The sequence below is a fragment of the Nocardioides sp. Z40_12 genome (genome assembly GCF_058215795.1).
This window is the reverse complement of the sequence record NZ_JBZAJA010000004.1, coordinates 36,756-50,473: the sequence shown is the minus strand read 5'-3', so window position 1 is coordinate 50,473 and position 13,718 is coordinate 36,756. Positions and strand designations below refer to the sequence as shown.

Sequence of the window (13,718 nt, the reverse complement as noted above, 5' to 3'; positions counted from 1 at the left end):
CGCGCCTGCTCGCAGGCGCGCCTCCCACCCCTCTCACCCCACATCCCCTCCCTCACCGCACCGCAAGGAGACCTGCCATGACGACCCAACCCGTCATCCGACCCGTGACCGACTGGACACCCGCCGAGGACCTCAAGCCCGTCGGCAACGTCGTGCTCGTCGTCGTCGACATCCAGGGCGGCGGGGAGAACCCGTTCGTCCCCCACGAGCCCGGAGGGGGGTTCATGCCCGACCGCGAGGACCGCAACCGGCGGGCCGTCGAGCTGGTCGACGCGTTCCGCGCCAAGGACGTGCCCGTCGTCTTCATCCAGGAGGTGCACAAGCCCTCCCTGGTCGACATCGGCCGCGAGCTCGACGGCGCCGAGGGCGTGCACTGCGTCGAGGGCGACCCGCGCACCGAGCTGCACCCGGGCCTGGACCCGAAGCCCGAGGAGTACCTGATCCGCAAGCGCCGCTACAGCGCGTTCTTCGGCAGCGAGCTCGACCTGGTGCTGCGCGGCTACGGGGCGCAGACGGTCGTCCTGATCGGCGGGATGACCGACGTCTGCGTGCACTACACCGCGGTCGACGCGCACCAGTACGACTACCACTTCCGCACCATCACCGACCTCGTCGTCGGCTCCGGCGAGGAGCTGCACGAGGCGGCGCTGCGCTCCATGAAGTACCTCCAGCGCGACTCCCTGGTCACCAGCCAGGCCGTTCACGACTGGCTCGAGACCGTCACCCCCGTCACCACCGCTGAGATCGCTGAGGAGATCGCATGAACATCCAGGGCCGTACCGCACTCGTCGTCGTCGACTTCCAGGGCGGTGACCTGAGCGGCGACTTCTGCACCTACGACCACGAGCAGCTGCGCAAGGCCATCGACATGGTGGACGCCTGCCGCGCCGCCGACGTCCCGGTGGTCTGGATCCAGGAGGTGCACAAGCCGCACCTGGCCGACATCGGCCGGGAGCTCGACGGCTCCGAGGGGCCGCACTGCCTGGAGAACGACCCCAACAACGTGATCGCCCACGGGCTCGAGCCGAGGCCGGAGGAGTTCCACATCCGCAAGCGCCGCTACTCGGCGTTCTTCGCCACCGAGCTCGACATCGTGCTCAAGTCCTACGACGTCGACAGCCTCATCCTGATCGGCGGCTTCACCGACGTCTGCGTGCTCTACACCGCCGTGGACGCCCACCAGCGCGACTTCTTCATCAACGTCGTCACCGACGTGGTCGCCGGGTCGAGCAAGCCGGCCCACGACGACGCGCTGAAGATGATCAACTACCTCCAGCGCAAGGCGCTGGTGACCTCCGACGAGGTCATGGAGTGGGTCTCCTCGGTACCCGTGCCCGCGTGACCCTGCCGATCGCCGAAGGCCCGGGCCGGCCGCTCCGTGAGCGGCTGCCCCGGGCCTTCTGGGCGGTGTGGTGCGGCGTCCTGGTCCTCTCGATGGGCCGGTTCGTCGCACCGCTGCTGGCGACCTGGCTGAGCGGCGAGCGCGGTCTGGACGCGCTGACCATCGGGCTCGTCACCGCCACCTACGGGCTCGGCGGGGTGGCGGCCAGCCTGGGCGGGGGCTACCTCGCCGACCGGTTCGGCCGGCTCCGCGTCATCGCCGCCGGCCAGCTCTCCTCCGCGGCGCTGCTGGTGGTGCTGGCGCAGTCGCTGGACGTCGCGAAGCTCTCCGCGGTCCTGCTCGCCTACGGGTTCGCCTCGCACCTGGGCAGCCCGGCGCTGAGCTCGCTGGTCACCGAGCGGGTGGCCCCGCACCAGCGCGAGCGGGCCTACAGCCTCCACGTCTGGGCGATGAACGCCGGGTTCGCCGCCGGCCCCCTGCTCGCGAGCTGGCTCGCGGGGTACTCGTTCGCGGTCGTCTTCTACCTGGAGGCGGTGCTGCTGATGGTGGTGCTCGGGGTGCTCGTGTGGGCGCTGCGCGGGGACCCCCGGCCCGCGGCCACGCAGCGGATGAGCCTGCGCGCCGCCTACGCGGTGGTCCTGCGCGACCGGGTCTTCCTGGTCTTCACCGCGACCATGACCGCCTACATGGTGGTCTACATCCAGGGCACCGTCACGCTGCCGATCGTGATGGACCAGGAGGGCTTCTCGATCTCCCAGTACGGGCTGCTGCTCAGCCTCAACGGGGTGCTGCTCTGCGCCTTGCAGATGCCGCTGGTGCGGGTGCTGGAACGGGTCACCAAGACGACCGCGCTGAGCTGGGCGGTGGCGCTGACGATGGCGGGGTACGCCGTCCAGGTGGTGGCCACCGAGTGGTGGCACTACGCGGTGGCCGTCGTCGCGTGGAGCCTGGGGGAGCTGGGCGTCTTCCCCGTCGCGGCCACCGTGGTGGCCGACCTGGCGCCGGCCCGGCTGCTGGCCACCTACCAGGGCTTCTACGGCATGACCTGGACCGTCGGCCGCACCCTCGCCTCGCTGCTCGGCGGGGTGGCGCTGGCCACCCTCGGACCCCAAGGGCTGTGGCTCTCCTGCCTGGTCGTGCTCTTCCTCACCGGCCTGACCCTGGCGCTCAGCCGCCGGGCCCGGACCGAGCGGGAGAGCGCCGGCCGGGCCGCCGCGCGGGCGGCGTACACCGTCACCGCGTGACTCCCCGGGCCGCTCAGCCGACGATGCGCAGCACGGCCTCGCAGGTCTGCGCGGCCACCGTCGCGGCGTCGAGGTCGGGCTCGTTGACCCGGCGCAGGAGCACGCCCTCGATCAGCGTCAGCACGACCTTGGTCACCGCGGAGGTGTCCTCGCGGGGCCGCCCCGACTCCGCCAGGGCGTCCTCGACGAGCCGTTCGTAGGTACGCCAGAAGTCGCTGCCGACGCCCAGCAGGGTGTCGCCGACCTCGTCGCGCACGTCCGGCATGTAGCCGAGCAGCCCGATGTTGAACGCCGGTTCGCAGAGCCCGCGGACGTCGAAGTCGACCAGGACGGCGAGTCGCTCGTGGGCGGTCAGCGCAGGGTCGTCGAGCAGCGCCCGCGCGCTCTCGAGGGTCGGACGCAGGGTCTGCTGGAGCACCTCGACCAGGATGTCGGACTTGACCGAGAAGTGGGCGTAGAGGGAGGGCTGCTTGATCCCGGCGGCCCGGGCGATGTCGCGGGTGGTCGTCCGGGCGTATCCCTGGGCGACGAAGAGCTCGGTCGCCACGTCGACGATCCGCTGCCGGCCGCCGCGGGCGGCGGACTGGCCGGCGGACGGGCCGGAGGGCTCGCTGGTCACAGCAGCGCGCCGCCGGCCTGCGCGTAGCCGCGCGCGATCGCCCCGGTGAACCGCCAGTCGTCCACCGGCCACGGCCAGCGTCCCGCGGCCGCGGCCCGCTCCTGGGGCACCCCGTCGGCGACCAGGGCGCGGATGGTGTCGGCCACCTGGCGCAGGTCGTCGCGCTGCGCCTCGACCCACTCGCGCCCGACGGGGATCCCGTGGCCGGGGAGCACGCAGGTGTCGGGGCCGATCCCGGCCAGCACCCGGTCGATGGTGGCGGGCCAGTCCAGCGGATAGCTGTCCTCGGAGTAGACCGGCGGCCCGGTCTGCTCGAGCAGGTCGCCGACCTGGACCAGGTCGGCGTCGGGCACGGTGACCACCAGGTCGCCCGCCGTGTGGCCCCGGCCGGGGTGGCTCAGCGTCACCGTGCGGCCACCCAGGTCGACCTCGGTCCGCCCCTCGAAGGGGTGGTCGGCGGGGGTCACCTCGGTGGCGAGCACCTCGGGGGTCCTGGGGTCGGTGCCGGTGGTCCCCGACGCCCCCGAGACCGGCGAGACCTCGAAGCGCTTCTTGAACCGGGCCGCGGAGGGCAGCGTGTTGGCGGCGGCGACCGCGGTCGCGTAGATCGGCACCGGGCCGTAGAGGTCGCGCAGCGCGGTGTTGCCGAAGGTGTGGTCGAAGTGCTCGTGGGTGTTGACCACGGCCACGACGTCGCCCAGGCCGGCGCGACGCAGGTCCTGGACCACGCCGCGGGCGGCCCGGTCGGAGGAGTGCGTGTCGATCATCAGCAGGCCCTCGTCGCCACCGACCACGGTGATCGAGACGTCGTACCACTCGTAGCGCGCCAGCCAGACCCGGTCGGCGACCTCGTGGAACCCGGTGTCGTATCCGTACATGAGCCATTCCTATCAGCGGATAGGCGCGGGCGTGGGTCGCTCGTGTGACGCTTGTGTTTCCTCCCTGCCGGATGCGGGGGAGTGAGCAGGAATTTACCTGGCTGTTCGATACCGGGCCGGCCCCCGAAATCCTCCGGGAGCCAAATGGGAGCACTTTCTGTCGATCGACAGAAAGCCGCCGTCCCAGGAGTCGCCATGATCATCACCGGAATCGGCCTGACCGTCGCGCTGGTCCTCTTCGTCGGCATCGCGGTGGCGCGCAAGGTCGACGGCGACAGCGCCAACTACCTCGTGGCCGGCCGCCAGCTCGGGCTGCCCCTGGTCGCGGTCGCGCTGACCACCGCGGCGGTGGACAGCAACGCCACCATCGGCAACACCGACACCTCCGCCACCGCAGGCTTCTGGGCCGGCGCCTCGCTGGCCCTGGGCCTGGCCGTCTGCCTGCTGCTCGCCGGGCTGTTCCTGGCCAAGCCGATGAACCGGATGGGCCTGTTCACCCTGGGGGACTTCTTCGCCCGCCGCTACGACCGCCGGGTCGAGGTCTGCGCCTCGGTGCTGATGATCGCCTCGTTCACCATCCTGCTCGCGGGCAACCTGGTGGCGATGGGGTTCCTGGTCGAGTACTTCACCGGGCTCTCGTACGCCGTCGGGGTGGTGCTCGCCGTCCTCCTGATCCTCGGCTACACGATCGGCGGCGGGCTCTACTCCGACGCCTACACCTCGGTCGTCCAGGCGGTGCTGACCCTGGCCGCGACCGTGGTCCTGCTGGTCTGGTTCACCTCCACCTTCGGCCTCTCCGTGCCCGAGGGCATGGGCCCGTTCGACCTCGGCCAGCTCACCGACCCGGGTCAGGGCGCCGCGATCAACTGGGCCACCCTGGTCTCGCTCGGCATCGGCGACCTCGTCGCCATCGACTTCATGCAGCGGATCTTCGCCGCCCGGACCCCCGAGATCGCCCAGAAGGCCTGCTTCATCGGCGCCGGCACGACCGCGGTGATCGGCACCGTCTGGTCGCTGATCGCCCTGAGCGGGGTCGACAAGCTCGGCATCACCGCCGACGAGGGACCGGTGATCTACCAGCTCCTCGACGGCCACGCGCCGGCCCTGCTGGCGGTCCTCGTGCTCTCCGGGGTGGTGGCGGCCTCCTTCTCCACCGCGTCGGGGGCGATCCTGGCCACCAGCGCCGTCGCGGTCCGCAACCTCTTCGGCGTGCGCCGCGAGGTGGCGCCGGGCCACGCCGACCCGCTGCTGCGCTGGACCCGCGCGGCGATGGTGCCGGTCGTGGTCGTCGGGGCGCTGCTGGCCCTGCGGGTGAGCCAGACCGGCATCCTGCTGACCCTCGCCTTCGACCTGATGCTCGCCTGCCTGATCGCCCCCTTCGTGCTGGGGCTCTTCTGGCGGGGAGCCACCGTCACCGGGGCGCTGGTGGGTGCCGGGGCGGGCCTGGTGGTCCGGCTCTTCTTCCTGGTGATGACGCCGACCCTCTACGGCTTCGACAACGACCTGCTGCACCTGCCCAACGACGTCTTCACCGCCGACTTCGACGGCTGGGCGACGCTGCTGGCGGCGGCGGTCGGGATCGGCGCCTTCGTGGTGGCCTCCCTGCTCACCGCCGGCCACGACGAGGAGGAGCGCGACCTGCTCGCCCTCGACCGGACCAGGGTGCCGGAGCCCGACGCGGTCTGAGCGGCGCAGTCCTGAGGGGTCAGCCGGCGGCGACCAGCATCAGGGCGGCCTCCGCGATCCGGTCGGGGAGGTCGGCCCGGAGCCCCTCGGTGCCGGTCCGCCGGCGCTGCATGACCACGCTCTCCACCAGGGCGAAGACCAGCTCGGCCGTGGGCAGCGCCTCCTCCCGCCCGACGCCGCGGCAGGCGGCGACCAGGTCGACGTAGCCGTCGAAGAGGGCCTGGCGCTCGGCGTGGAAGGGGGCGAACCGCTCGTCCCCGAGCTCGGGGAGCAGGTAGAGGACGCCGAGGTTCTCCGGACTGGTCGCCAGCAGGTGGGCGTCGTACGCGCAGAGCCTGCGCAGCCGCTCGGCCGGGCCCGCCTCTTCGTCAGCGAGCGTGGCGGCGAGCTCGCGGGAGGGCCGGACCGTGCGCAGCAGGAGGACGAGCAGGATCTCGTGCTTGCCCCGGAAGTAGTGGTACATCGTGGCCTGGGAGAGCCCCGCGGCCTCGGCGATCCGGTAGGTGCTGGTGCCGCCGTACCCCTCGCTGCAGAAGAGCCGGGCCGCCGCGGCCAGGATCTCCTCCTCGGTGCTGAGTCCGGAGGTGGACGGACCGGTGCTCCTGGGGCGGCCGCGGGTTGCCATGCGTCGGACCCTACCCAGCGGGTGCCCCCGGCCCCGTTCGTTACATGGCGTTCACCTCGTGGTGACCGGACGCGCGACCGGGCCACCTTGAATATCTGTCACTCGACAGAAAAGCAGCAGGAGGACGCCGTGCGCACCGCCGACGAGACCGCCCCCGCCGATCCCGGCACCAGCCAGACGGGCACCACGCAGGGCGCCCGCGCCCACGCCCGGGCCCAGGAGGGCACCGTGGTGGACCACGGCCCGACCGTGCCCGCCGGCACCGCCCCCGACCTGCCGGCGGGGGTGAGCGGCGACGCCGTGGTCTGGGCCGACCGGCTGCCGCCCGGCGGCTACGGGCACCGGGTGCTCGCCGCCGGCACCCGGGTCCGGCTGACCGACCCCGACGGAGAGGCCTGCGCCTCGGTCCTGCTGCACCATGCGGACATGCCGTGGGAGCGGCTCAACGTGGCCGACACGGTGAAGATCCAGTGGCAGGTCTACCCGGGCGGCGGCTACCTGCTGCTCAGCGACCAGGGACGGGTCCTGGCCACCGTGCTCGACGACACCTCGGGGCACCACGACACCCTCTTCGGCACCTCCACCCGGGACCGGAACGAGCGCCGCTACGGCGACGGCGCCCCCGAGGGGCCGACCCCTGCCGGGCGTGAGCTGCTCGTGCTCGGCGCGGCCAAGAACGGGCTCTCCCGCCGCGACGTCGCCCCGAGCGTCTCGTTCTTCCAGGGCGTGCGGGTCGACGACGAGGGACGACCCGGGTGGACCGGCAGCGCCGGGCCCGGGCGGAGCCTGACCCTGCGCACCGAGCTGCCGGTCGTGCTGCTGGTCGCCAACACCGCGCACCCCCTCGACCCGCGCCCCGACTGGACCTGCGGGCCGCTGGAGGTCCTCGCCTGGCGGGACCGGGTCACGGCCCCCGAGGACCCGCAGTGGACCGCGACCCCGGAAGGTCGCCGCGCCTACGAGAACACCGCCGACCACCGGAAGGGACGGGCCACCCGATGAGCGCCCCCACCACACCCGCCAGCACGCCGTACGCCCTGGGCCCCGAGGTCCACCGCGAGATCGTCGCGCCCCGCGCGCCCTGGTCCCGGGTGCTCACCGCCGGCCAGGTGCTGCGGATCGTCGACCTCGACGGCAACCAGGCCGTCGACTTCCTGGCCTACGACGCCGCCGACCCCGAGCGCGCCTACAGCGCCCAGGCGACCCTGCAGGAGCAGGGGTCGATCTTCCTCACCACCGGGAGCGTCCTGCGCGACAACGAGTCCGCGCCGCTGCTCACCGTGGTCGCCGACGAGGTCGGCCGGCACGACACGCTGGGCGGCGCCTGCTCCAAGGAGTCCAACACGCTGCGCTACGGGCACCACACCTACGCCCAGCACGCCTGCGCCGACAACTTCCTGCACGAGCTCTCGCGGCACGGCCTGGGCAAGCGCGACCAGGTCTCCAACGTCAACTGGTTCATGAACGTCCCGGTCGACCCCGACGGTGCCCTGGGCATCGTCGACGGCATCTCCGCCCCTGGCCTGGGGCTGGCGCTGCGGGCCGAGCGCGACGTGCTGGTCGTCGTCTCCAACTGCCCGCAGGTCAACAACCCCTGCAACGGGTTCGATCCGAGCCGGGCCGAGATGATCGTGCACGACCATGCCTGAGCCGAGCGGGCCGGCGGCGGGCCCGCTCGCCACCGTCCTGGTGGCGAACCGCGGCGAGATCGCCTGCCGGGTGATCGGCTCGGCCCGGGCCCTGGGCCTGGGCACGGTTGCGGTCTTCTCCGAGGCGGACCGGGCGGCCGCGCACGTGCGGCTCGCCGACCGGGCGGTGCTGCTGGGGCCGGCCGCGCCGGAGCGCTCCTACCTCGACGTGGAGGCGGTGCTGCGGGCCGCCAAGGAGACCGGCGCCGACGCCGTCCACCCCGGCTACGGCTTCCTCGCCGAGGACGCCGACTTCGCCGAGGCGGTGGAGGGCGCGGGGCTCGCGTTCGTCGGTCCCACGCCCGCGCAGCTGCGCGCCTTCGGCGACAAGCACACCGCACGGGCGGCGGCGGTGGCCTGCGGCGTACCGGTCTTCGACGGCACCGGCCTGCTCGCCGACGCCGACGAGGCGGTCGTCGAGGCCGGCCGGATCGGCTACCCGGTGATGCTCAAGGCGACCGGCGGCGGTGGCGGCATCGGGATGAGCGTGTGCCGCACCGCGGAGGAGGTGCGGACGGCGTACGGCCGGGTCCGCGGCCTCGCCGAGCGCAGCTTCGGCTCCTCGGGGGTCTTCGCCGAGCGCTACGTCGAGCACGCCCGGCACGTGGAGGTCCAGGTCTTCGGCGACGGCCGGGGCAGCGTCGTCTCGCTCGGCGACCGGGACTGCTCGCTGCAGCGCCGCCACCAGAAGGTGGTGGAGGAGGCGCCGGCGCCCGCGCTGCCGCCGGCGGTGCGCGAGCGGCTGCACTCCTCGGCGCGCCGGCTGGTCGCCTCGCTGGACTACCGCTCGGCGGGGACCGTGGAGTTCGTCTACGACCCGGTGCGCGAGGAGGCCTCGTTCCTGGAGGTCAACGCGCGCCTCCAGGTCGAGCACCCGGTCACCGAGCAGGTCACGGGGGTTGACCTGGTCGCCTGGATGCTCCGCCTGGCCGGCGGTGACAGCAGCTTCCTGGAGCCGCACCTGGACCCCGGCACCGGCGACGACGCCGGCCGGCGCACCGGCGAGGTCCCGGTGGTCGGCCACGCGGTCGAGGCCCGGGTCTGCGCCGAGGACCCGGCCGCCGACTTCCGGCCCAGCGCCGGCACCCTGACCCGGGTCGAGCTGCCGGCCGGCGACGGGGTGCGGGTCGACGGCTGGGCCGAGACCGGCACCGAGGTCTCGACCGCCTACGACCCGTTGCTGGCCAAGGTGGTGGCCACCGGGCCGACCCGCGAGGACGCCTTCCGCACCCTCGCCCGGGCCCTGGAGGAGACCCGGGTCGACGGCGTCGAGGTCAACCTCGGGCTGCTGCGCGGGGTCGTCCGCGACCCCGACGTGCTGGCCGCCAACCACAGCACCTCCACCCTGACCGGGGTGCGCGACCCCGGGCCGCGGATCACCGTCGGCCGGGCCGGTCTGATGACCACCGTGCAGGACGCCGACGGGCGCGTGGGCTACTGGCAGGTCGGCATCCCCCCGAGCGGGGCGATGGACGACCGGTCGCTGCGGCTCGCCAACCTCGCGGTCGGCAACGAGCCGAACGCGGCCGGGCTGGAGTGCACCGCCACCGGCCCCGAGCTGACGATGAGCCACGAGACGGTCGTCTGCGTCACCGGCGCGCCCGCGACGGTGACCGTCGACGGGTGCGAGGTGCCCATGCACGAGCCGGTCGTCGTGCCGGCCGGCGCCACCCTCGCCGTGGGGGACGCCACCGCCGGGCTGCGCACCTACCTCGCGGTGGCCGGCGGCCTGGACGTGCCGGCCTACCTGGGCTCGGCCAGCACCTTCACCCTCGGCGGGTTCGGCGGGCACGGAGGCCGGGCGCTGCGACCCGGCGACGTGCTGCGTCCCGGCCCCGCGGTCGGCCCGGTCGGCGGGCCCGTCCCGGAGGCCCGGCGCGTCGACTTCGGCGACGTCTGGGAGCTGGCGGTCACCGAGGGCCCGCACGCCGCCCCCGAGTTCTTCACCCGCGACGACGTCGACCAGCTCTACGCGGCCAGCTACGAGGTGCACTTCAACAGCGCCCGCACCGGGGTCCGGCTGGTCGGTCCGCGCCCGACGTGGGCGCGCACCGACGGCGGCGAGGCCGGGCTGCACCCCTCGAACATCCACGACGTGCCGTACTCGGTCGGCGCCCTGGACTTCACCGGCGACACCCCGATCCTGCTCGGCCCCGACGGCCCGAGCCTCGGCGGCTTCGTCTGCCCGCTCACCGTCGTCTCCGGCGACCGGTGGAAGCTGGGCCAGCTGCGGCCCGGCGACACCGTCCGGTTCGTGCCGGTGCGCGCCGCGCAGGCGCCGCCGGCCCGCGGGCTGGACCTCGCCGCCCTGGTCGCGTCCCGGGACGCCGACGACGGCGTCCTGCGCCGCCTGGACGGCACCGGCGGCCCGGGTGTGACCTACCGCCGGCAGGGCGACGACGCCGTCCTGGTCGAGTACGGCGAGCCGGTGCTCGACCTCGCGCTCCGGGCCCGGGTGCACGCGCTGCACACCGCGCTGGCGGCCCGTGCGCTGCCCGGGATCCTGGACCTGACCCCGGGGATCCGGTCGCTCCAGGTGCACGTGGACCCGGACGTGCTGCCCACCTCGCGCCTGCTCGGCCTGCTGGTCGAGGCCGAGGCGGAGCTGCCGCCGGTCTCGGAGCTGGTGGTGCCGAGCCGGGAGGTGCGGCTGCCGCTCAGCTGGGACGACCCGGCCACCCGCGAGGCGATCGAGCGCTACATGGCGGGGGTCCGCGACGACGCGCCCTGGTGCCCGTGGAACATCGAGTTCATCCGCCGGATCAACGGGCTGGGCTCGGTGGCGGACGTCTACGACACCGTCTTCGACGCCTCCTACCTGGTGCTCGGCCTGGGCGACGTCTACCTGGGCGCACCGGTCGCGACCCCCCTGGACCCGCGGCACCGGCTGGTCACCACCAAGTACAACCCCGCGCGGACCTGGACCGCGGAGAACTCGGTGGGGATCGGCGGCGCCTACCTGTGCATCTACGGGATGGAGGGCCCGGGCGGCTACCAGTTCGTCGGCCGCACCACCCAGGTCTGGCGGACCCACCCGCGGCCCGGCGAGGACCCCTGGCTGCTGCGGTTCTTCGACCGGATCAGCTGGTACCCGGTCGACCCCGAGGAGCTGCTCGACCTGCGCGCCGACCTGGCCGCCGGCCGGTCCTCGCTGGAGGCGACCGAGGGGACGTTCTCGCTCGCCGAGCACGAACGGTTCCTGGCCGACAACGCCGAGTCGATCGCGCGGTTCCGCGCGACCCAGGCGGCCGCTTTCGAGGCGGAGCGCACGGCGTGGGTGGCCTCGGGCGAGCTGGAGCGGGCGGCGGCCGCCGAGGCCGCCGTGCTCCCCGAGCCGACGGAGGTCGAGGTGCCCGAGGGGGGCACCCGGGTGGACGCGCCCTTCGTGGCGAACGTGTGGAAGGCCGCCGTGGAGGTCGGTGACGTGGTCGAGCCGGGACAGGTGCTGGTCGTGCTGGAGGCGATGAAGATGGAGACGGCCGTGACCGCCCCGGTGGGCGGAGTGGTGCAGGCGCTGCCGGCCGGGCCCGGGGTGCAGGTCGCCCCGGGGGACGCCCTCGCCGTGCTCGCCCCGGCGACGCAGGAGGGAGCGGCGTGAGCGCCCGGCCCGAGGCGTTCCTCGCCCGGCGCGACGCCGCGGAGGTCGAGCGCGACCTCGCCGCCGCCTCCGGCCCGCTCGCCGGGCTCCGGCTGGCGGTGAAGAACAACGTCGACGTCGCCGGCTTCGTCACCACCGCCGGCTGCCCCGGCTTCGGCGACGGCCCGGCCGGGACCGACGCGGTCGCGGTGGCCCGGCTGCGGGCCGCCGGGGCCACCGTCGTCGGGGTCACCAACCTCGACCAGTTCGCCACCGGCCTGGTCGGCCAGCGCAGCCCGTACGGCGGGGTCCGCTCCGCACACCGCGCCGGCCACGTCTCGGGCGGCTCCAGCTCGGGCTCCGCGGTGGCCGTGGCCCTGGGCGAGGCGGACCTCGCGATCGGGACCGACACCGCCGGCTCGGGACGGGTGCCCGCGGCCTTCAACGGGATCGTCGGCGTGAAGCCCACGCTGGGCGTCGTCTCGGTCTCGGGGCTCGTCCCGGCCTGCCGTTCCTGGGACGCGGTCACGATCTTCGCCCGGGACCTCGACACGGCCGACGTGGCGATGGCCGCGATGGCGGGCGGACCCGGCACCCGCCCCTGGCCGGCCGACGCGCCGCTCGCCGCACCGCCCGCGGCGCGGGTGGCCGTTCCGGACCACCTGCCGGCGATGGCTCCCGGCTGGACCGAGGCGTTCGAGGAGGCGGCCGAGCGGCTCCGCGCCGACGGCTGCACGGTCGAGCCGGTGCCGTTCGACTCCTTCCTCGCGGCCGCGCGGCTGCTCTACGAGGGCGGCCTGGTGGCCGAGCGGCACGGCGCGGTCGGCGACTTCGTCGACGCGCACCTCGAGGATCCCGCGGCCGGGCTCGACCCGGTCGTCGCCTCGATCATCAGCGCCGCCGGCCGGGTGACCGGCTCCCGGCTGGTGCGTGACACGGCCCGGCTCGAGGAGCTGCGACAGGTCTCGATGGCGGCGCTGGCCGGCTTCGACGCCCTGCTCGTCCCGACCGCGCCGTTCCACCCCACCGTGGCCGAGGTCGCCGCCGAACCGGTGGCCGCCAACTCCCGCGTCGGCACGTTCACCAACTTCTGCAACCTGTTCGACCTGGCCGCAGTCGCGGTGCCCTCCGGGACGGTCGACGAGGGCGAGGCCGGGCCGGCCCAGTTCGGGGTCACGGTGGTGGCGCCGGCGTTCCACGACGCCGTGGCCCTGGACCTCGCCCGCCGGGTCGCGCTGCCGACCGCGGCACCCGCCGACGCCGTCGCGGCGGCGGCGCCGCTCCCGGCGCCCGCCCTGCCGTGGCCGACGGTGGCCACCGGGGCCGGACCGGAGCCCGCGGTGCCGACCGCGGAGCTGTTCGTGGTCGGCGCACACCTGCCCGGCCAGCCGCTCGAGGGCGAGCTGCGGAGGCTGGGAGCCAGGTGGCTCGGGGTGGCGCGCACGGCGCCCGCCTACACCCTGACCGCGCTCGGGACCGTCCCGCCCAAGCCGGGGCTGACCCGGGTCGGCGGCCAGGCGGGGGGCAGGGCGATCGAGGGGGGCCTGTGGGCGCTCTCGCAGGGCGCGCTCGGCCGGTTCCTCGCCGCCCTGCCCGACCCCATGCTGCTGGGACGGGTGGAGCTGGCCGAGGGCCGCTGGGTGGTGGGCTTCGGCGCAGCCCAGGACGCGGTGGCCGCGGGGCGCGACATCACGGCCAGCGGCGGCTGGTTGGCCTGGCTCGCCTCGGACGAGGCGGGCGTCAGCCGCCGGGCTTGACGTCCAGCACGACCTCGAACTCGAGCAGGTCGGCGCCGGTGGCCACGGGCTTGGCCCGCTCGCCGGCGTGCGCCGTGCGGGCGTCGCCGTCGCGCCAGGCGACGAAGGACTCCTCGTCGGCCCACTCGGTGAGGACGAAGTAGCGGTTGTCCCCGCCCGTCGGCCGCAGCAGCTTGAAGCCGAGGAATCCGGGGGAGTCCTCGACGGAGCCGGCGCGGGCGGCGAAGCGGCGCTCCAGTTCGTCGGTGGAGCCCTCGGGGACGGTGATGGCGTTGATCTTCACGACGGACATGGTCCGAGCC

General features: G+C 74.3%; 12 protein-coding genes. 8 read left to right on the top strand and 4 right to left on the bottom strand.

Annotated elements, in window-relative coordinates; all coding sequences use genetic code 11:
* The first annotated feature begins 77 nt into the window (after positions 1–77).
* From AC4BG9_RS08795 to AC4BG9_RS08785, 3 genes are read left to right on the top strand one after another with little or no spacing between them, the layout of a single operon-like run.
* Positions 78–764, top strand: coding sequence for a cysteine hydrolase family protein (locus AC4BG9_RS08795; RefSeq protein ID WP_490570714.1), 687 nt, complete (start codon positions 78–80; stop codon positions 762–764).
* Entirely contained in the window at positions 761–1,342 is a 582-nt protein-coding gene (locus AC4BG9_RS08790) for a cysteine hydrolase family protein (RefSeq protein ID WP_490570713.1), read from the top strand. The genes AC4BG9_RS08795 and AC4BG9_RS08790 overlap by 4 nt, the downstream gene beginning before the upstream one ends.
* The gene (locus tag AC4BG9_RS08785) at positions 1,339–2,586 is read left to right on the top strand and encodes an MDR family MFS transporter (protein WP_490570712.1); all 1,248 of its coding nucleotides are present in this window, start codon (positions 1,339–1,341) and stop codon (positions 2,584–2,586) included. Before AC4BG9_RS08790 ends, AC4BG9_RS08785 begins: the two co-directional genes overlap by 4 nt.
* Positions 2,587–2,599: 13 nt before the next feature.
* On the opposite strand, the gene AC4BG9_RS08780 is transcribed toward AC4BG9_RS08785, so the two are convergent.
* Entirely contained in the window at positions 2,600–3,205 is a 606-nt protein-coding gene (locus AC4BG9_RS08780) for a TetR/AcrR family transcriptional regulator (protein WP_490570711.1), read from the bottom strand.
* On the bottom strand, positions 3,202–4,083 hold the full coding sequence (locus tag AC4BG9_RS08775; RefSeq protein WP_490570710.1) for an MBL fold metallo-hydrolase: 882 nt from the start codon (positions 4,081–4,083) through the stop codon (positions 3,202–3,204). The genes AC4BG9_RS08780 and AC4BG9_RS08775 overlap by 4 nt, the downstream gene beginning before the upstream one ends.
* Before the next feature lie 195 nt (positions 4,084–4,278).
* Here AC4BG9_RS08775 and AC4BG9_RS08770 point away from each other — a divergent pair, with 195 nt between their 5' ends.
* Positions 4,279–5,769, top strand: a complete 1,491-nt coding sequence (locus AC4BG9_RS08770) for a high affinity choline transporter 1 (RefSeq protein WP_490570709.1) — start codon at positions 4,279–4,281, stop codon at positions 5,767–5,769.
* A 19-nt stretch (positions 5,770–5,788) separates the two neighbouring features.
* Here the strand turns inward: AC4BG9_RS08770 and AC4BG9_RS08765 are convergent, their stop codons facing one another.
* A complete protein-coding gene (locus tag AC4BG9_RS08765; RefSeq protein ID WP_490570708.1) occupies positions 5,789–6,394 on the bottom strand; it encodes a TetR/AcrR family transcriptional regulator in 606 nt (201 codons plus the stop codon).
* A gap of 129 nt (positions 6,395–6,523) precedes the next feature.
* Between AC4BG9_RS08765 and AC4BG9_RS08760 the strand changes: the two genes are divergently transcribed.
* Genes AC4BG9_RS08760 through atzF form a run of 4 tightly spaced genes read left to right on the top strand, consistent with a single transcriptional unit; the run spans position 6,524 to position 13,416 of the window.
* Complete coding sequence (locus tag AC4BG9_RS08760; RefSeq protein ID WP_490570707.1) at positions 6,524–7,396, top strand: urea amidolyase associated protein UAAP1; 873 nt, start codon at positions 6,524–6,526, stop codon at positions 7,394–7,396.
* Positions 7,393–8,043 carry an urea amidolyase associated protein UAAP2 gene (locus tag AC4BG9_RS08755; RefSeq protein ID WP_490570706.1) on the top strand — a complete coding sequence of 217 codons (651 nt, stop codon included), beginning with the start codon at positions 7,393–7,395 and terminating at the stop codon, positions 8,041–8,043. The genes AC4BG9_RS08760 and AC4BG9_RS08755 overlap by 4 nt, the downstream gene beginning before the upstream one ends.
* A complete protein-coding gene (gene uca, locus AC4BG9_RS08750; protein ID WP_490570705.1) occupies positions 8,036–11,680 on the top strand; it encodes an urea carboxylase in 3,645 nt (1,214 codons plus the stop codon). Before AC4BG9_RS08755 ends, uca begins: the two co-directional genes overlap by 8 nt.
* Entirely contained in the window at positions 11,677–13,416 is a 1,740-nt protein-coding gene (gene atzF / locus AC4BG9_RS08745; protein WP_490570704.1) for an allophanate hydrolase, read from the top strand. The genes uca and atzF overlap by 4 nt, the downstream gene beginning before the upstream one ends.
* Here atzF and AC4BG9_RS08740 read toward each other — a convergent pair.
* Positions 13,400–13,708: an antibiotic biosynthesis monooxygenase family protein gene (locus AC4BG9_RS08740; protein ID WP_490570703.1), complete on the bottom strand. Its 309-nt coding sequence runs from the start codon at positions 13,706–13,708 to the stop codon at positions 13,400–13,402. The two genes, atzF and AC4BG9_RS08740, sit on opposite strands and share 17 nt — an antisense overlap.
* Between the last annotated feature and the right edge of the window lie 10 nt (positions 13,709–13,718).

Bases quoted from the DNA above. Each gene is read 5' to 3' on its own strand.
- AC4BG9_RS08795 (WP_490570714.1), top strand. From the start codon at position 78: ATGACGACCCAACCCGTCATCCGACCCGTGACCGACTGGACACCCGCC.
- AC4BG9_RS08790 (WP_490570713.1), top strand. From the start codon at position 761: ATGAACATCCAGGGCCGTACCGCACTCGTCGTCGTCGACTTCCAGGGC.
- AC4BG9_RS08775 (WP_490570710.1), bottom strand. From the start codon at position 4,083: ATGTACGGATACGACACCGGGTTCCACGAGGTCGCCGACCGGGTCTGG.
- AC4BG9_RS08770 (WP_490570709.1), top strand. From the start codon at position 4,279: ATGATCATCACCGGAATCGGCCTGACCGTCGCGCTGGTCCTCTTCGTC.
- AC4BG9_RS08765 (WP_490570708.1), bottom strand. From the start codon at position 6,394: ATGGCAACCCGCGGCCGCCCCAGGAGCACCGGTCCGTCCACCTCCGGA.
- AC4BG9_RS08755 (WP_490570706.1), top strand. From the start codon at position 7,393: ATGAGCGCCCCCACCACACCCGCCAGCACGCCGTACGCCCTGGGCCCC.
- uca (WP_490570705.1), top strand. From the start codon at position 8,036: ATGCCTGAGCCGAGCGGGCCGGCGGCGGGCCCGCTCGCCACCGTCCTG.
- AC4BG9_RS08740 (WP_490570703.1), bottom strand. From the start codon at position 13,708: ATGTCCGTCGTGAAGATCAACGCCATCACCGTCCCCGAGGGCTCCACC.